Source organism: Chitinophaga pinensis DSM 2588 (assembly GCF_000024005.1).
GTDB classification, from domain to species: domain Bacteria; phylum Bacteroidota; class Bacteroidia; order Chitinophagales; family Chitinophagaceae; genus Chitinophaga; species Chitinophaga pinensis.
Genome location: NC_013132.1, coordinates 3,644,598 through 3,664,875, shown reverse-complemented (window position 1 = coordinate 3,664,875; position 20,278 = coordinate 3,644,598). Strand labels below are relative to the sequence as shown.

10 protein-coding genes and 1 pseudogene are annotated in these 20,278 nt (G+C 46.6%); 10 read left to right on the top strand and 1 reads right to left on the bottom strand.

From position 1 onward, the window contains the following. Window positions 1-151 precede the first annotated feature (151 nt). The 10 genes and pseudogenes from CPIN_RS39610 (at window position 152) to CPIN_RS14770 (ending at window position 17,564) form a co-directional block, all read left to right on the top strand. Window positions 152-1,449, top strand: a pseudogene (locus CPIN_RS39610) (DUF5690 family protein). 25 nt (window positions 1,450-1,474) lie between these two features. Continuing rightward, the gene (locus CPIN_RS14810) at window positions 1,475-3,151 is read left to right on the top strand and encodes an alkaline phosphatase family protein (protein ID WP_012790623.1); all 1,677 of its coding nucleotides are present in this window, start codon (window positions 1,475-1,477) and stop codon (window positions 3,149-3,151) included. A 19-nt stretch (window positions 3,152-3,170) separates the two neighbouring features. After that, the gene (locus CPIN_RS14805; protein WP_012790622.1) at window positions 3,171-3,758 is read left to right on the top strand and encodes an HD domain-containing protein; all 588 of its coding nucleotides are present in this window, start codon (window positions 3,171-3,173) and stop codon (window positions 3,756-3,758) included. A 106-nt stretch (window positions 3,759-3,864) separates the two neighbouring features. After that, the gene (locus CPIN_RS14800) at window positions 3,865-6,381 is read left to right on the top strand and encodes a beta-L-arabinofuranosidase domain-containing protein (protein ID WP_012790621.1); all 2,517 of its coding nucleotides are present in this window, start codon (window positions 3,865-3,867) and stop codon (window positions 6,379-6,381) included. A gap of 172 nt (window positions 6,382-6,553) precedes the next feature. Further along, window positions 6,554-8,155 carry a hypothetical protein gene (locus CPIN_RS14795; protein ID WP_012790620.1) on the top strand — a complete coding sequence of 534 codons (1,602 nt, stop codon included), beginning with the start codon at window positions 6,554-6,556 and terminating at the stop codon, window positions 8,153-8,155. Between the two features lie 152 nt (window positions 8,156-8,307). Further along, entirely contained in the window at window positions 8,308-9,132 is an 825-nt protein-coding gene (locus CPIN_RS36680; protein ID WP_012790619.1) for an AraC family transcriptional regulator, read from the top strand. 88 nt (window positions 9,133-9,220) lie between these two features. Next, entirely contained in the window at window positions 9,221-10,453 is a 1,233-nt protein-coding gene (locus CPIN_RS14785; protein ID WP_012790618.1) for an MFS transporter, read from the top strand. A 153-nt stretch (window positions 10,454-10,606) separates the two neighbouring features. After that, complete coding sequence (locus CPIN_RS14780) at window positions 10,607-11,473, top strand: DUF808 family protein (RefSeq protein WP_012790617.1); 867 nt, start codon at window positions 10,607-10,609, stop codon at window positions 11,471-11,473. Between the two features lie 301 nt (window positions 11,474-11,774). Beyond that, window positions 11,775-15,638, top strand: a complete 3,864-nt coding sequence (locus tag CPIN_RS14775; protein WP_012790616.1) for a T9SS C-terminal target domain-containing protein — start codon at window positions 11,775-11,777, stop codon at window positions 15,636-15,638. 144 nt (window positions 15,639-15,782) lie between these two features. After that, entirely contained in the window at window positions 15,783-17,564 is a 1,782-nt protein-coding gene (locus CPIN_RS14770) for a mechanosensitive ion channel family protein (protein WP_012790615.1), read from the top strand. Window positions 17,565-17,663: 99 nt separating this feature from the next. Here CPIN_RS14770 and ppsA read toward each other — a convergent pair whose 3' ends face one another. Beyond that, a complete protein-coding gene (gene ppsA / locus CPIN_RS14765; protein ID WP_012790614.1) occupies window positions 17,664-20,264 on the bottom strand; it encodes a phosphoenolpyruvate synthase in 2,601 nt (866 codons plus the stop codon). Window positions 20,265-20,278: the final 14 nt, after the last annotated feature.

Below are 20,278 nucleotides of genomic sequence, written 5' to 3'. Positions count from 1 at the left end.
ATCTTAAGTTAACACCTGTTTTGTTTAACTCAATTAAACTTTGTTTAGTATTGCTATTATAGATAAAGCATTGATCATCTATCTGCATTGATCCATGAAGCCAACAATTATGACTACCGCCTCATGACAATGGCAATTACAATCTGCTGACATGAAACAGTTTATACGGTCCGGTCTTGAGAAGTGGCCCTATAGCGTCGTGGCTGTTATTACAGCCCTTGCTGCATTCGGCGCATATACCAGCATGTATGCATTCCGGAAAGCCTTTTCTGCTGCCACATTTGAAGGCGTGGAATATCTTGGCGTAGATTATAAAGTATGGCTGGTCATTTTCCAGGTGATCGGGTATACCTGTAGTAAGTTTTATGGTATCCGTTTTATCGCGGCTATCGAAGGGAGTAAACGAGGTCTTGCCGTGCTTTTCCTGGTAGGAATCGCCTGGCTGGCTTTGCTGTTTTTTGCGCTTGTACCGGCGCCCTGGAATGTACTGTTCCTCTTTGCCAATGGCTTTCCCTTAGGCATGATCTGGGGATTGGTATTTGGCTACCTGGAAGGCAGACGCGCAACGGAGTTCATGGCGGCTGTAATGTCGGTTAGTCTCATATTTGCCTCCGGTTTCGTCAAAACAGTTGGTCGTACCTTACTGGATCAGTTTCATGTCAGTGAATACTGGATGCCTTTTCTGACAGGCTTGTTATTTGCAGCTCCACTGGTGTTCTTCACTGCTATACTGGATTGTTTACCACCGCCTTCCGCGCTCGATCAGCAATTGCGATCGGTAAGAAAACCTATGACTGCGGCAGATCGTAAAAGCTTCCTTCACAACTTTGCTCCTGGCATTGCATTACACTGATCATTTACATCGTACTCACCGTTACCAGGGATCTGCGGGATAATTTCGAAGTGGAGATCTGGCACGACCTCGGTGTAAAGGATGTGCATATATATACGCTGACTGATTCCCTGATATCGTTACTGGTATTGATTGCACTCAGTTTGCTGATCCTGATCAGACATAATTTCAAAGCCTTTAAGGTCATCCACCTCATGATCATCGGCGGGTGTATGCTCACGGGCATCTCACTGCTTTTGTTCCATATGCACCGGATAGATGGTATCACCTGGATGAGTCTTGCGGGTCTGGGATTATATATGGCTTACATTCCCTACAATGCGATTTTCTTTGAAAGAATGATCGCTGCCTTTCAGGCAAAGGGTAATGTGGGTTTTGTGATGTACATCGCAGATGCAGCGGGATATCTGGGCAGTGTGACGGTGCTTCTTTATAAGGAATTTGGCAACAGCGCTGGTGTGAGCTGGAGTCATTTCTTTCAGCAAAGCCTTATCTGTGTCGCTATCGCAGGTAGTGTTGCAGGTATTTGTTCGCTTGCATTCTTTGTACACAAAAAGAAAGTAAAAAATATGGACATGCCAATATTGGTGGCATAAACAACATTCAGCAGTACCTCCGCATATGAATAGTTTGAAGTATACGATGACACTGCTCCTGGCAGCAGGCAGTCTTTCCGCTATTGCACAAAAAAAAGACAATACCCTTTATCCCGAAGGAATTCAGCATGTCGTAGTAATCGGCGTGGATGGCCTCAGTCCGGATGGCATCCGGCAGGCAGCTACGCCCGTATTGCATAAGATGATTACGGAAGGCAGTGTGAAATGGAATGTACGTACCGTCCTGCCTTCTTCCAGCAGTTCCAACTGGGCCTCCATGATCATGGGCGCAGGTGTTGAACAACATGGTATCACAGACAATGACTGGGAACGTGACGCGCATTCACTGCCTGCAATTGTACGCAATGAGGAGGGTATCTTTCCGACTATCTTTGGCGTTTTACGTAACAACTATCCGCAAGCAGAGATAGGCGCGGTATATCACTGGGGCGGGTTTGGCCGTCTCTTTGAAAAGCACGCAGTATCCTATGATAAGACTTTCTCTACAGAAGATTCCACCACACAGGCATTCACGGCTTATCTGCAAAAGAAACCCTTATTCGCCTTCCTGCACCTCGACCATGTTGATGGCGCTGGCCATGAACACGGACATGGATCAACAGCCTATTATCAGGCCGTATCCAAGGCTGATTCCCTGATCGGAGAAGTATTGACAGGCATCAAAAAAGCAGGTATCGCACAGCAAACGCTGGTCATCGTAACTGCAGATCACGGCGGCGTTGGATATGGACACGGCGGCGCTACGCCGGAAGAAACAGAAATTGCTATGATCCTGTATGGTAAAGGGATCAGAAAAGGATATCTGATACCTGAACAGGTAGCTACATATGATCTTGCAGCGACGATTGCTTTTGCACTGAAGACAGTCCCGCCCTATGTATGGATCGGCAGACCACTCAGGAGCGCTTTTGAAGGCTTTGCTGCACCATCTAATCTATGGTTGGGCAAATCACTGCTCTCCGCGCCTGTGATCGAACCCAAAAAGTACCTCTACCAGCAGGCCGGCGGTTTATATATCAATACCACTGCACAGGTAAGTATCAGCACCACCGCGCAGGATGCAGTGACCAGGTATACCCTGGATGGTAGTCAGCCGGATCACACTTCTCCACGCTATACACAAGCTTTTACGCTGAAAAAGTCTACTGTAGTGAGAGCTGCTTCGTTTGACAAAAAAGACAATGAAAGCAGTCCGGCAGTCGCTTATTACAGACTGGTGGATAGTACGCAGGGTAATGGACTGCGCGTGCAACTTTATACCGGACAGGGATGGAAATACCTGCCATTATTTAAAGACCTCACACCTGTGAAGGAATGGCAGGCATATGAATTTGCGTTAAACCGCGAACAACTATTGTCAATGCCCGATCGACAAAACGGCGTATTCGGCATTGTCTTTACAGGTTATCTGCAGATAGATACCAGCGGAGAATATACGTTCTACAACAGCTCCGATGATGGTAGTAAACTTTTTGTAGATGAAAAAGAAGTCGTTAATAACGATGGTAATCATGGTGTAACAGAGCGCTCCGGCAGTATCCTTTTAAGCGCAGGCAGGCATCCGATACGGGTAGAATTTTACAATGGAGAAGGCGGTTTCTGGCTGGATGCATTTTACAAAGGGCCAGGACTATACAAACAATTGATCCCGGCGGACAAACTTTTCTTAAACAGGCAATAACCATTCAAAACATAGACTTATGCAACTGAACAGGCAGGAGATTGAAGCGCGTATAGAGGCCATCTTCAATCTGTATAATAAGTACGGTCAGGAGGAATACGGAGAAGGCGTTACACAATTAATGCACATGGTGCAGGCGGGTAAACTGGCGCAACAGGAAGGTTACGATAATGAAATGATACTGGCTGCTTTTTATCATGATATCGGGCATTTCCTGGAACACGGGGAAAGCATGGGGGTATACGGGAAAATGGCACATGATCAGTTGGGCAAACAATACCTTGCAGAAAACGGTTTCCCTGAAAAGATGGGTATACTGGTCGCAAGTCATGTAGACGCCAAACGCTATCTGACCTACAGCAATGCAGCCTATTACGACCTGCTTTCCGAGGCTTCCAAAAAGACACTGGAATACCAGGGCGGACCGATGACGGCTGAAGAAGCAGCCGACTATGAAAAAGATCCTTTGCTCGACAGCTATATCAAGCTGCGTTACTGGGATGACCAGGCCAAAGAGATCGATATACCGGTAAATCCGGCGGATGTGCAGATGTTCCGGGAACTTACGCTGCAATACCTGCTGGCATACCATGGATTACCTGCATAAAGGCAACAAGGCAGTCCGCCGGCCAGACTTTTTCCGCAGGGAGTATTTTGTTTACCGCTGAGTTCTATTATATTGGGGGTTGAATCATATCAACGTAAATAGATCCATGCTGAGAAACATCTTATTGTCAGGTCTGCTGTTGGGGACTCCCCTGTTTGCTTCGGCGCAGCAGCCTAAAACCCAAACCAATATCTATAACAGGTCGCCCTTGTCTGCTGATAGCTATGTACAGCTGCCACTGGGAAGTATCAAGGCGAAAGGATGGCTGCTGAAACAACTGGAGTTACAGCGTGATGGTGCAACTGGTCATGCGGAAGAATTATACCCGGAGGCGGACAATCTCGGACCCGCTTCTGACTGGCTGGGTGGCACGGGTTCCGGTTGGGAACGTGTCCCCTATTATGTAAAGGGACTGACCGCACTCGCTTATACATTAGACGACCCGGCATTAAAGGCACGTTCTCTCAAATGGATCAAATGGACATTGGATCACCAGCACCCGGACGGCTCTTTCGGTCCCGCGAAAATGAAAGACTGGTGGCCACGTATGCCGATGATGTATGCTTTGCAGAGCTACTATGAAGCCACTGGTGATAACAAGGTCATCCCCTTCTTTACCCGGTATTTTAAATATGAACTGGCCAACCTTGATTCCGTACCTCTGTACGAATGGAGTAAATCCAGGACCGGCGATAATATCGAAATCGTCTTCTGGCTGTATAATAAAACCGGCGATAAATTCCTGCTGGAACTGGCGAAGAAACTGGATCAACAAGCTTACCCATGGGCGGATATCTACACGAATAACGCCTTCTATCACTTCGGCGGTGATTTCCATACAAAACATAGTGTGAGTGTCGGACAGGCATTAAAATTCCCTGTACTGTACGCACAACTCAACCATGACGACGTGTACCGGCAGGCTACGCAGAAAGGCATGGCACATCTGCTGCGGGATCACGGACTGGCAGGTATTATTGCCTCCGGCACGGAATTCCTTTCAGGTAAAAGCTCCTTCCAGGGAGTAGAAACCTGTACAGTGGTAGAATGGATGCAAAGTCTGGAAACTGCCAGCAGGATCGTACATGATGCACATCTGGGCGATCAGCTGGAAAAGATCGCTTTCAATACATTACCGGCACAATTCAGCCGGGATATCAAATCTCATTTATACTATACCCAGCCCAATCAGCTGTTTTGCAAACATGGCAACAGCGGTTTTGATGAAGATTATGATGGTGGCATCCTGCTGAGTCCTTACTCCGGTATGGGTTGTTGCCGTTATAATATGCACATGGGCTGGCCTTATTTCGTTAAAAACAGCTGGGCGCTGACGAGCGACAAAGGTCTGGCTGTAATTGCCTATGCGCCGGTAGAAGTGAATACGTTTGTCGGAGAAGGTGTGGGGGTCAAACTCAATGTTGAAACCAATTATCCATTCGAAGAAACTATCCGGATCCATGTAGATCCGAAGAAAACGGCGGCGTTTCCGTTGACACTCAGGATACCTGCCTGGTGTAAGTCTCCGGAAGTGAGCATTAATGGTGTAAAACAAAACGGAGTTGCCGCCGGTGATATGCTTACGCTGCGCCGTGGCTGGGAAAAAGGCGATGTAGTGTCGCTGCATTTCCCGATGGAAGTACATTTCAGCGATCAGGTCAATCAGTCGGTAACTGTGGAACGCGGTCCGCTGGTATATGCCCTGAAAATAGATGCCGCCTACTCTGTTCGAAAGGAGCATCCGGTAAAAGGCTTCTTTGACTATGAAGTTAAACCTACTTCTCCCTGGAACTATGCACTGGCGGTCGACCGTAATCAGGCAGCACAATCAGTAAACGTAGAACAGCAGGCCATGCCGGAAAACCCTTTTGTACAGGCGACGACGCCTGTCCGTCTGAAACTGAAGGCACAAAGGCTGTCCTCCTGGAGAGTATCTGACAATGAAATGCACGCGGAAGAAGTGCCGAATAGTCCGGTAAGTTCAACAGCTGCACAGGAAGAAATCACACTGGTCCCTTATGGTTCGGAGAACATCCGTATCAGTAATTTCCCGGTGGTCGGTACGCCTGTGGCGCCTGCGGGCAGCTTCCAGGAAGATTTTACCAATGCGACATTAAATACCTGGATTAACTACGGACAATGGTTCATTAAGGACGGCGCTATCCACGCGGCTTCCAATAAAGGTTCCTGGGGTTACGGCATACACGGCGTGAAATGTATTCCTTCCAATACCTATTTCGGTGACCTGCGTTGTGAAGCGTCTGTCAAAATAGGTTCTGCTGGCAATGCGGGCATCATTTTCCGGGTTTCTTCACAAAACCTGGGCGCTGATGCCTATAATGGCTACTATGTCGGTATTGACGCTGAAAATGGCAAGATACAACTGGGTAAATCCTCCGGCAGGAAATGGACTTTACTGATGGAGTATCCGCAGCAGCTGGAAAAGGACAAAGCCTACACGATCAGGATAAACGCCGAGGGCGATCAGATCATGGTTTACTTTGAGCAGGGCAGCACACCTGTTATTACGGTAACAGATAGTGAATTTGCGGCAGGTACGATAGGCGTCCGGTCTTTTGACTGTATGGCTACAGTAGACGATATTAAAGTAACCGCTTTATAATAAACGTATTCAATCAGGCGAAAGGCCCGGCACCCTTATCCGGGTCTTTTGTCTTTATGCTTTTTAACCCATTGATAGTCACTCCCTATACTATCAATTCATAAAAAAAACTCCACTGCGCAAAAAAAGTGCGCACCGCCGCTCTAATATTGCTATCATTAAAGCCATTGCGATGATCAGGAAATTTTTACAGCGTATATCCGGAACAAACAATAACCCAACTGAATGGCGGACAGACAAGTCCCTGTTCGACTTCATTTCCAATCACCTCACACCGGATGGACGACTTGACAAGGCTGCCTACGATTTACCTGACCGGGAGAAAGCACCCGATGAGATTCAATTTGCACCAGGTTTGCTGGATGCCATGGTTGGCGGAAATCAGTCTGTGGAATCACAGGCATTGGTGGACACACTGATGACACACCTGGAAGCCATCGCCATCAGGGGAGATAAAACCAGCGAACAGGCATTCTATCAACTTATTACGGCAAATGAAGGCATTACCGATGTGGTGGACGATCTCCTGGAAGCAGCCGCAGAAGCAGCATTACCATTGGATCCATACCTCGCGCCTTTTGTAAAAGACCTGATCACCAGATCCGGGCACCGGAATGCTGTAAAAATGGGTATTTCCATCGGCGGTTTATGCAGGGACACGTCCATGTTGTCAGCCATTAAAATCCTGGCGCTTCATGATGAATTTACCTTGTATGCAGCCATTGCACTGTTTAACAGTTCAACGACGCCTGTCGGGGAGCTGTGGGACCTGGCAAAGAAGGTAGACGGCTGGGGTAAAATTCAACTGGTAAGCAGACTGGCCACCCTGGAATTATCCGAAGAGATCAAAGACTGGCTTATTCTTGAAGGCTATAAAAACAGTATTATGATTGAGTATCTGGCGTATACCTGCGCGACCTATGGTCAGTTGCAGGAAAAACTAGCCGCATCAAACATCGATGATGCTCTTTTCAAGGCATCAAGTGAAATTATTGGCGCCATGATCTATGGCGGTCCGGCAGAAGACATTTCTATGTATACGGATGCTCCGGCTACCGTAGAACACTATATCCGGCACGCTGCCGAACATGCCAGTGATATCACTGACTTTGTAGATCTGGAAAAGTTAAAACAATTCCTGACCAGATTAACAGAAGACATTGGCGAACACGCCAAAAACGGATGGACGGAAGATATCATTTCCAACTGTCTGATCGATCTGTTAAAGATCCTGCACAACGACAACTGGAAACAGCTGGCGATCGAAGCACTGACAAGTGACAACGACGGTATTTACTGGCATGGTAAAATGGCCGCCGCTTCACTGGGCATTGATATCTGGGATACCTCCTGGAAAAGACTGCAACAGCATCCGCTGAGCAGTTCCCACTGGTATGACGTGACCCATCAGGCGCCGGCAGCTATGACAGACACCGTGATTGATTTTGCATTAGCACATCTGCCGCTGCAGGCATATGCAACCGGCCCTAAAGATTCAATGGGCTTCGGCGAAGGCTTCGACAAATATCAAAGCCTGGAATATGTGGTAACATTCCTGGAAAATCATCCTCAAAAGGGGGAAACGATTATCCTGGCAGCACTTGATAGTCCGGTAACCAGAAACAGGAATATGGCCATCAGGACGCTGCAGAAATGGACGCCGGCTTTATGGTCAGCCGCCATATTGGCGAAAGTAAAACGACTCAGCACAATAGAGCCGAATACCAATACCAAGGAAACCCTGGAGAAACTCCTGCAGGAACACCAGCTGTAAACCAACGCAGACATCCAGGCATCATGCGATACCTCATTATAACAGGGATCATTCCAGTCGGAGATGATCCCTGTTTTTGTTTCTACGACTATCTGCAAAGAACTTAGACATTCTTTGTACTTTTACCGCGGCAGGACCAGCAATACACCTTGATGAAAAAGCCCGCAATCATAATACATACAGAGGAACTGAAGAACAAAGGCGTCGATATCAGTCCGATAGGCCAACTGCAGGATTATGCGCAGATCGCTCACCGGGATGATCATTATATGTTTATTCTTCAGCAGCAGGGACGTTTCATCTGGGAACTTGATTTCACCGAAATGCCCCTGAAAGGCCCGACTTTATGTTTCGTAACACCGGGGCAGGTACACAAATACATCAGCTACGCCAATTGCGAGGGATGGATGGTATTTGTCAATGCTGAACGCATTCCCAATCAATACCGGGAGATCTTTGAGACGTATGTGAATACTCGTCAATCCGTTGCTGTAAAGAAAGAGGATGCCGCATTCCGCGTAGCGGCGCTGTTAGAAGAAATACTTGCGCAACCGGCATTACCATTAAGGGCGACGCTGATCGATTCAGCCGTAGATACTTTAGCAGGACTGATCGCATCCGGTATTGTGCAATCACAGCACTCCCCCGCCCTCGTCGGCGGACAGAAATACAATACAGTGATCCGTTACAAGCAACTGGTGATTGCACAATGTAAAACCTTAAAACAGGTGAAAGCATATGCCTCCCTGCTCAATATCACGCCCCTTTATCTCAATGAAGTGGTGAAGGAGATCACCGGCTTTCCAGCAAGTTACTGGATCAACCAGGAAATACTACTCGAAGCTAAACGCTTATTATACTATACCCCGCTAGATGTGAAAGAAATAGCCTTTGACCTGGGCTATGAAGACCACGCTTATTTTTCCCGCTTTTTCAGAAAAAATACCGGTATGACGCCGACCGAATTCAGGGGATAAAAACCATTATTTGTCCTATTATAACCATTGATCGGCTAACCTGCCCTGCCAGTGGCTATCCTAGTTTTGCATCGTTAAATTTATCTGAATGAATACGATACAAACTATCAACAACACGCAAAGCAACACCCCTCCGGACACGTTTTCGTCGGCTCGTACCGCTGCTGAAAAGACATTTGCACAGATCATTATCCCGATCATTATTTCCGTTTTTGCCATATATCTTACTATCGGTATGACACTGGGCTCCATACCAGGGTTTGTCAAAAACGATCTCCATGCAGGCAGTCTGATTGTCGGCATAGCCATCGGCCTGCAATCACTGGCTACCTTACTGACAAGGGCGTATGCGGGCAGGATCACAGATACCAAAGGCGCTAAAAAAAGTAACCAACATGGCGTATTACTTATTATGGCGGCGGGTGTGATCTATGTACTGGCAGCAGTATGTAGTCAGCAGGTGAGCATGGCCTTAGGACTGGTCTTCCTGGCGAGGATCATACACGGCATCTCAGAAAGTCTGTCGATAACCGGCGCCCTCACCTGGGGTATTGGTCTGGTGGGTACTTCGAAATCAGGCAAGGTCATGACCTGGAATGGTATCGCCATGTATGCAGGCATTGCTGTCGGTGCACCGGTAGCGATATGGATGAAGGGAGCTGTTGGCATCAGTTATGTGTTCGGACTGATTATATTATTGTCCGCTATCAGCTGGCTGGCTACGATCAGGCTGAACGCGCTGCCGGTAGATGCGGCACATTTAAGACCACCGTTCTACAAGGTCATCGGACTGGTTACCGGACAAGGTCTCGGACTCGCATTTGCGTCTATTGGATTTGCCTGTATATCCTCTTTTATTTCCCTGTTATTTACAGAAAAGAACTGGGGGAATTCTTCTCTGGCTTTTATAACATTTGGTGGTTTCTATATACTGACGCGCGTATTTTTCTCTTCTTTTCCTGATAAATACGGTGGATACAAGGTGGCGCTGGTATCATTGTGTATAGAAGCATTTGGTCAGCTATTGATAGGTACAGCGTCTTCTGCCACTATGGCTATTGTGGGTTGTAGTCTGACGGGAATAGGTTTCTCCCTTATGTTCCCATCCTTAGGTGTACTGGCTATCAGGAAAGTATCGCCACAAATGAGAGGCACTGCATTGAGCGCTTATTCTGCGTTCTTTGATCTCTCGCTGGGACTGGCCGGTCCTATTGCCGGTATTATCGCCGGGTGGTATGACTACGAAGCCATTTACCTGTTTGGTACGGTTAGTTGTCTGCTGGCTGTTATGATCCTCTTCTTCAACAATAAAAACCGGTAGTGTAATACCTGTACCGCGCAACCCCCCACCAGCCCCAAGCGCTGGTCTTGCCCAGTGGCAAATAATACAAGCCCTGCGTTCATAGGTATAATGGGATTTGAAGCAAAAGTAATATATTGCTACTTTTGCCATCCAATCAACGGGAACTAAATTATGGCATCGGGTATTTTTGCAATTTTAGATGATATAGCCAGCTTAATGGACGACGTGTCTGTGGCGGCTAAAGTAGCAACCAGAAAAACAGCAGGGATCTTAGGAGATGATCTGGCCGTAAACGCGGAAAAAGCAACCGGTTTTCTGGCTTCCAGGGAATTACCTGTATTGTGGGCCATCACCAAAGGTTCTTTACTGAACAAGCTCATCATCGTTCCGATCGCTTTATTGCTGAATGCATTTTTTCCTATCGCCATCAAGGTTGCATTGGTACTCGGCGGATTTTACCTGGCATATGAGGGCGTAGAAAAGATTATAGAGTATTTTTTCCATCACGAAGCAGCAGGTCATGAAGCAGCGGAAGCTGTGCAGCTCAGTGCCAGTGAGGCAGAAAAAGCGAAGATCAAATCTGCGATTGTAACTGACTTCATCCTTTCTGTAGAGATCGTCATTATTGCCCTGGGATCTGTACTGGAAGCAGAACTGGTTACACAGATCCTGACCGTTTCCATTGTTGCCATACTGGCGACGATCGGTGTATACGGTATCGTTGCCCTCATTGTCAGAATGGACGATGCAGGATTTAAACTGATCAAACACTCCGGCAATAAAGGGGCACTCTCTGTATTAGGAGGTTTGCTGGTAAAAGCACTTCCATTGATTATCAGAATGCTGGCCGTTGTCGGAACAATTGCTTTAATCCTTGTTTCAGGGGGCATTTTCGTTCATAACATCGACTTTTTACATCACCTGCTGCCGACGTGGCCATCCTTTATTAAAGAGGCCGGCATCGGACTACTTGCCGGTTTATTGACAGTAGGTGTCGTAACCGTTAGTAAAAAGATCGTGGCATTGGTAAAGCGCTAATCTGCAAGGACATACGAAACATTTTCATCACTGTAAATAACCGGCCGGCTGCACCTAGCAGCCGGTTTTTTTATGTGCTGATCGTGGTATTCAGACAGGAAAGCTAAGCACATTTTTATTTCTCCGAAATACTCAAACCACCCCTCAGCCATACTTTACTGACACTCAAACCCTTATGCATTTACACTTATTTCTGTTTATTTCCTCCACGCATTAAAAATGTCCGTTAAATGTCTTTACTTTGCTCCCTGAAAGGAGTACAATATAACCTAACGTGTGATTATCCCTTAGACCTTTATCTATGAAGTTTGTTTTCTTTATTCTGTCGTTACTGATAGCAGGTAACGTCTATTCGCAATGTACGAGTAGTACATTCAGATTTATTCTGAGGGGAAATGGTTCGGAATCAGCTCAGAGTATTATTGAAATTGCTGGCGGAGACATGATCATTGGTGGAGAAACCACCAGTTTCGGCGCTGGTAACACCGACCTGTTTCTGACCAGGATCACCCGTAGTGGCCAGATCGTATGGAGTAAGACCTACGGCGGTGCTGCACGTGAGCAATTCAGAAGAATGAGTCTGGCGCTGGATGGTTCGATCATTTTAGCTGCGCAGACTTTCTCTTATGGCAATTCCGGCGGTGAAGCGATGGCTATGAAAATAGACGTTGACGGTAACCTGCTATGGTCTTCCAAATTTTCCATCAGCGGCGACACCAGCCTTGGTCTTGACATTCTCAGTACCACTGACAATGGCTACATTTTAACCGGACTTGAATATGCTTCCAGCTATGCATCCGACTGGATGATCGTAAAACTTGATGATGCAGGTAACATCCTCTGGACGAAAAGGCTTGCCTTGGATTCAGACGAAACAGCTTATTCTGCCATCCAGAAAGGCGATACCCTGATCGTGACCGGTATGGGGCGCCATCCTTATGAACACGTCGACATATACCTTAAAATGTCGCTGGCCGATGGTACATTATACACTACTGACGCTTACAGTATTGATAACAGAAGCTCTTTCAGTACAAAAATTGAACATTCTCCTGTAGGAGAATACCGTGTGGGTGTGCATATTATCGATGGCGCCGATTATACCCAGAAGCAGGATGGTTTTATCATCTTTGATGACAACATGTTGCCCAAACAGGCATTTAAACTGGACATCAGTACACCTTATAATAATGGCTGGTATTCAGGGTTTGTACAAACTGCGGATAACGGATACATCCTGGCTAGTAGTCCGCGGACGGGCAACACCGGCTACCTGTTCAAATTTGATCAGAACCACAACCTCGTATATACCAAACGTTTTACCTCTACACAGCAAATGTGGACAGGGTATACCATTGAAGCTACTGACGGAAGCATCTGGACAGTGGGAAGCGAAGACAATCACGTACTTGTGATGAAGCTGACGGCCGCTGGTATGTTTGACAACTGTCCGAATGAAGATGTGTCGAGAACGACTACCCCTGTCAGCTATACCAAAGTGCCAGGTTATGCCTTTAACTCCATCACTGACTATAATTTCCTGAATACACAATTCACAGCGGCCAGCACCAATTTTACGTTTAACGTAGATTCTCTGTGTAAAACGGCGGCTGTCTGCGGAGATATCAGTATACAAGGAAGAGATACGGTGTGTAGTCTGACGGATTCTGTCACATACATTGCCCGTACAGGTGCATGTGGTATCGGCACTGCCAGCTGGACATTGCCTGCAGGCGCTACTTCCAGAATCGTGAATGACTCAACGATCAGGGTCGTATTCGGTACTGCCGGTGCGCAGCAGCTTATCGTAGAAAACCAGCTTGCCTGTGAGGTACAGCGGGACACGTTGCTGGTACGTGTACTGCCGGCGCCTGTTCTGGAACTGGGAAGAGACAGCATTGTCTGTAACGGTCTGGCGGTGACGCTGGATGCCGGTGCCGGATTCCGTACCTACAGATGGCAGGATGGCAGCACCGCACAGACGTATATTGTGAATGGAATGACAGGCAGATATTACGTAACAACCACAGACTATTGTAATAATGTATTTTCAGATACGATCCGTGTGAACTACCGTTCCCTGGCGGACTTCTCCGTGTATCCGACTGATACTACCCTTTGTTCTCCATCACCGATCAACTTCCTGGCTACAGGGGGAGATACCTACGTATGGACGCCGGCTACCTATTTAAATAATGCCAGTATCAGCAATCCGGTAGGTACGCCAACGGCATCGATCGTGTACAATGTAATGATCTCTGATACCGTTTGTATGAGAAACCAGCAGTTGACTGCTACGATTCATATCGAAACGCCGCCTACCCTGGAACTGGGTGCTGACACGATTATCTGTAACGGCGCTGCTGTAACGCTGGATGCCGGTGCAGGTTTCCAGACTTACAGATGGCAGGATGGCAGTACGTCCAGCACACTCACCGCAACTGCTGCAGGGGAATACTATGTAGACGTTACTGACAACTGTAATCATATCATATCAGATACCATTCACCTGAGCTACCGGACTGCTACACAGTTTGCCGTAACGCCGACTGATACCACAGTCTGTGCGTCTGCGCCGGTGAATTTCCAGGCTGCAGGTGGAGATGTCTATACATGGACGCCGAATACTTACCTGAGCGCTGACAATGTCAGCAATCCGATAGCGACGCCAACACAGTCCATCACTTATAACCTGGTGATTTCTGATACTGTTTGTAACAGATCTCAATCATTTAGCATCAATGTCAACGTAGCGCAGGTACCTACGCTGGAACTGGGAGCCGACAGCACCATCTGTGATGCCGGCAATATAACGCTGGATGCCGGTGCAGGATTCCGTAGCTACAGATGGCAGGATGGCAGCACTTCACAGACACTCACAATAAATGCTTCCGGTACGTATTATGTAGACGTCATTGACAATTGTAACAATGCATCATCAGATACGATTCGCATGAACTACCGTCCGGCTACACTGTTTACGGTAACGCCGGCGGATACCGCTATCTGCCTTCCCGGACAGATCAACTACCGGGCTGCAGGCGGAGATACTTATGCATGGACGCCGAATACATACCTGAGCGCTGACAATATCAGCAATCCGGTAGCGACACCGACACAGGCGATCACTTACAATGTAGTGATCTCTGATACGGTTTGTCACAGAACACAAACACGGACAGTGAACGTTACGATCAATCAAACACCTCTGCTGGAACTGGGTGCTGACAGTACCATTTGTGACGGTCGTGTGATTACACTGGATGCCGGTGCAGGATTCCGTACTTATAGCTGGCAGGACGGCAGCACTTCCCGTACTTACACGGTGAATGCACAATCAGGCGAGTACTATGTAAGAGCAACGGACAACTGTAATAACATAGTAACAGATACGATCCAGCTGGACTACCGTTCTGCGGCTGCATTCACAGTAAATCCGAGCGATACCTCCTACTGTGAACTTTCTCAGATCAACTTCCTGGCGACAGGCGGAGATACTTACAGATGGACGCCGAGCACTTATCTAAGCGCTGATAATATCAGCAATCCGATAGGTATGCCTACTGAGTCGATTGAATATAGTCTGCTGATCTCGGATACGGTTTGTCACAGAACAGAACAAATGACGGTAAGGATCAATATTGATCCGGTACCGGATGTGACTGTCTCTAAATCCAATGATATCAACTGTTCCGTGGGCGCCGCACAACTGATCGCTACAGGCGGTACCCGTTATGAGTGGTCTCCGGTAACGGGACTGAATAATCCGGCAGTAGCGAACCCGGTTGCACGTCCGGGAGCAAGCACCACCTACGCGGTAAGAGTCTACAATGCAACAGGTTGTTATACAGACGATTCAATCAGGGTAGAATTCCTTAAAACGGGTAGTGCCGAGATTTACGCACCGACAGGTTTTACACCTAACGGAGATGGCGTAAACGATATATTCCGTCTGAGAAGTTCAGGAGAGAATAAAATCAAAGTCTTCTCTGTGTACAATCGCTGGGGAGAACTGGTATTTACCACTACTGATGCCTCAAAAGGCTGGAACGGTATGTACAAAGGAGCCATGCAGGAAGCGGGTAGTTATTACTGGTTTGTACAGGCGTCTAACCCTTGTGACGGAGAGTTTTTAAGGAAAGGACATGTGATATTGATTAAGTAAACATATTGTAAGAACATAAAAAAAGCTGCCTGGTGCCAAAAGACACCAGGCAGCTTTTTTTATGCCAACCTCTTTCCTGCCAGCTGATAAAATGGAATACGCTATCTTTAATATATTGATACTTAATGGCTAATAAAGTTATCTATGGTTCATCTTAAAATGTTACTATTTGCGCTGTTGTTTGCAGTTGTCGGTCATCATTGTTTTGCGCAGGAATCCCTCCCTCCTGCAGGCGTTGACAGTACCACAATTAATGAAGCGTTGCTGGTGAAGGAAGAACAGCAAAAGCGAATAGATTCATTAGTCAAACAACAGTTAACCAAAGAACTAGCTGTTGTGGCCGGCAATGTCAAGCGTACAGAAGAACTTGAAGCACAACTACGGCGTATTGCAGTAAATGACTCTTTGCGCAATATCACACAACTGGAAAAGCTCAAAGCCCTGAAAAAAAGCACAAATGGTTATCCTGTTATTCTTAATCAGGATACCTTGTTTTTTATTTTTACACGCACAGGGTCTTTTAATGCAAGAGACAGAGCCAGCGCGGTATCAGGTAAAATAGAGCGATTGTATAAAGCCCCTTTCTTCGAAGCTGATTCACTGGTAATGGTTGAAAACGAAGGTTATTATGACATCATCTACAACAACAATGAAGTTATTATCAGCATAGGTAATCTGGACGGACTTTGGTTTGGCAAAAGCAATATAGATCTGGCCCAAACGTATCTGGCTATCATCAAACAAACTATTACGAAGGAACGCTCGTCACATAGTCTTGTTAACCTGCTGAAAAGGATTGCCCTTGTAGGAGTGATCATTATCCTGCTGACGCTCATTGTCGTACTGGTAAATAAAATCTTCCGCCGGATAGCTGTATTCATATCAAAAAACAAAGAAAAATACCTGCATGACCTCCGTCTCAGAAAGATAAAAATCATAACCGCTGTCCATCTCGAAAAGGCATTGCTCAGATTAAACACGGTCATAAAGATCCTGTCTATTGTCCTGATCGTTTACCTGTCATTTCCCCTTTTGTTCAGTGTATTTCCTGAAACAGAAGCCTGGACCGACACACTCCTTAAATGGATCTTATCTCCATTAAAATCTGCAACCAGAGCTATCATAGACTATCTACCCAATCTCTTCAAGGTAATAGTGATTTATTTCATTTTCAGGTATCTGCTGAAAGGGATCAGATACTTTTTCGATGAAGTGAAAGGAGGGAATATTCAACTTGGCGGATTTCATCCTGACTGGGCAATACCTACTTTTAACATCCTCCGGTTTGTGCTTTACGCGTTTATGTTAGTGCTGGTATTTCCTTTCCTTCCCGGCTCCGGCTCACCCGCTTTCCAGGGAGTATCCGTATTTCTTGGCATCCTCATTTCACTCGGTTCATCCAGTGCTATTACTAATATTGTGGCAGGTCTCGTTATTACTTATATGCGTCCGTTCCGCATTGGGGACCGGGTAAAGATTGGTGAGGTTGTCGGAGATATTGTAGAAAAGTCTATGTTGGTAATACGGATAAAAACGATTAAAAATGAAGATGTGACGGTGCCCAATTCGATGGTATTGTCCAGTTCGACGATCAATTATTCAAGTCACACCAAAAGTGAAGGTCTTATTGTACACTATACTGTTACGATCGGGTATGACGTACCCTGGCAACAGGCATATGAATTGCTGATTGCGGCGGCGTTAAAGACTGTACACGTAGAGGAAGCTCCCAAACCATTTGTGTTGCAGACCAGTCTTGATGACTTCTATATCTCTTATCAGATCAATGCTTATACAAAAGAAGCGAACAAACAGGCAGTGATATATAGCAATCTTCTTGAAAACATTCAGGATGTTTTTAACAACGCCGGAATAGAGATTATGTCTCCCAACTACCATGTAGTCAGGGATGGGGGAAAGGTATAATCTGCTTATCTGACTATACTCATCTTTCGCTCATCCAACCTTTGTTAACGAAAGACGAACGAAGGATGACTATACTCAAAGCAGCATCAAAGCTTAGTTTTATAATATCTCGATATACCCTTCTGTGCCATTGACCCGGATTCTTTGTCCATCCTTAATCAATTTAGTGACATTGTCTGCACCTACCACTGCAGGCAAACCATATTCCCGGGCAATGACAGCACCATGTGTCATTAATCCTCCGACTTCTGTGACCAGTCCTTTTATAGACACAAATAAGGGCGTCCAGCTGGGATCGGTAAAGGCAGTCACCAGTATATCTCCTTCTTCCAGATCCGCTTCCTCCATGTTCAGGATTACGCGTGCACGACCTTCTATTACACCGGCAGAAACCGCCATACCTGCAATGGCATCAGCCGGAAGATATGTATGTTTATATCTACCTGTAATAACTTCACCGTCAGATGTAATGACACGAGGGGGTGTTAGCTTTTCATATAAGGTAAACGCAGCTTTCCGTTGACTGATCATTGCGTTATCCAGCTTAGCGCTGCGTACGACTTCCTGTAGTTCTTCAAAAGAGAGGTAAAAGATATCCTCCTTTTCGCGGATAATATCAGCCTGTGTAAGTACCTCCGCAGCTTTCAGTAATGCCTGTTTATAGATGAAATAGCGATTGACCATACCATATTTAGGGTATTCCCGATAGCCGATAAAATTCCGGAGACGGCTGATCATTTCTTTGGTGTCACGGGCCTTCCGTTTACCATTGGGCAATTGCAGTAAACGGGCTAATAATTCCTGTTCTTTCTGGCGGGCGTCCTGTTGCCCTTCTTCAAATTTTCGCCAGCCGGCACCCGTTTCGAAGTTCTTGATATTACTGAGAATAGCAGGCAATAATATCGCAGGCTTTTCGCTCCAGCGGGTTTTCGTGATATCAATTTCTCCGACACATCGCATACCGTATTTATCGAGGAAAGCAAGAATGGCATTACGGGATTCCTGACCACCTTCGAGTGCAGGTAATTCATCAAGGAAGTTATCTGCTTTTGTTTGTTGCAGGTAGGCAACGACGGCCGGGTAAGGACGAATAACATCTGCGACGTGCAGCAGTGCCAGGCCCATTTCAGAAGTGATGTTATTGGCGACGGATTGAGAAAGGATATCGGCGGCGCCTTTTTCACCCAGCCATTTATTCATTTTATCATTGAGCCATTCAGTCGCATTGATGCCCGCCATAATCACAGCCATGCTCTGTACTTTAAACATGGCGGCTTTTTGTTGCCGGATATCTTCCAATATGAAATCCAGGCTATCGGGTACAGACAAGTGCTGCATGTTTTGTTTTAAGGCTGCGATGGATGCCTGTGTAGTATTGATCAGATCTGTAACAATTGCCGGATCGTTTTCAACAGGCGTCTGTGCTGCTGCCAGCGGATGTACTTTAGCAGGTGTATTCATGTCATCCGGGATCTTCCTGATAAAATCATTCCGCTTTGTAATGGTCAGGAGTGCATCTTTTATCAGGGGATGGGATTTTCCCAGCGTTTCTATTACCCCTTTCCTGCTGGCAGGTTGCGAGAGTTGCCGGGTAATATCTATAAATATTCTCCCGCCGGCGACCCGCATCAGGGCAGGCGTCATCAACAGGAAAAAAGAGAGTCCCAATGGCTTCATGGCGTCCGTCATCATCTGGTTATGTCCGACAGAAACATATACCCGGTTTTCGGTATCATCTGCTTCGGGGATCGGGTATAAAGTGGTGATAGGACGACTCTGGACGATAAAAAACGTACCGTTTGCCAGACACCATTCTATGTCTTGCGGCTGACCAAAATGTCTTTCTATCTTTCTTCCAAGCTCACTCAATGCGAGCACCTGTTTATTGGTCAGCGAGGGCGTATGTTGCCGTTCCGGAGGAATCTCCTGTGTGGCGGTACCACCCTTTGTCAGTGAAAGAACAGCTTGTTTCTTTACAGCGATTTTTCTGCTGATCACTTTACCGGCACGTACCTTATAATTATCCGCATTGACGATACCGGACACCAGGGCTTCGCCTAAGCCGAAACTGGCATCGATAGATAATACTTTTCTGTTGGCAGTCACCGGATCTGCGGTAAACATGATACCGGCGACTTCGGGAAAGATCATCTGCTGCACGACGACAGACAGATATACCTTTTTATGATCAAATCCGTTTTGCAGGCGGTAAGTAACCGCCCTGTCCGTGTACAGTGAGGCCCAGCAACGGCTGATATGTTGCAGAATGGCTTCTTTTCCGATAATATTCAGATAGGTATCCTGCTGACCAGCAAAGGATGCCGTCGGCAGGTCTTCCGCGGTAGCACTGGAACGTACGGCGAAAGCCTGTTGTTCATCGAACGTGTCGAGGTATGCGCTGATCGCTGCGGTGATATCGTCCGGAATGGTAATATTTTCGATAAGGCGACGAATCGAGGTACAGACTTCACTGATCCCTTTCCTGTCATCCGCTTTCAGGGTATTCAGCTGATCCAGCAGGGAACTGAGTTCCGGACTATTCGCTGTAATCGCCTTATAAGCCGTTGTAGTAACACAAAAACCTCCGGGCACATTAATTCCTTCTATCTGAGATAAAACGCCCAGATTGGCGCCTTTGCCCCCTACAAATGCAAATGCCGATGCATCAATATCCTGCAATCCAAGTATGTAAGCACTCATATCCGACGCTTTTA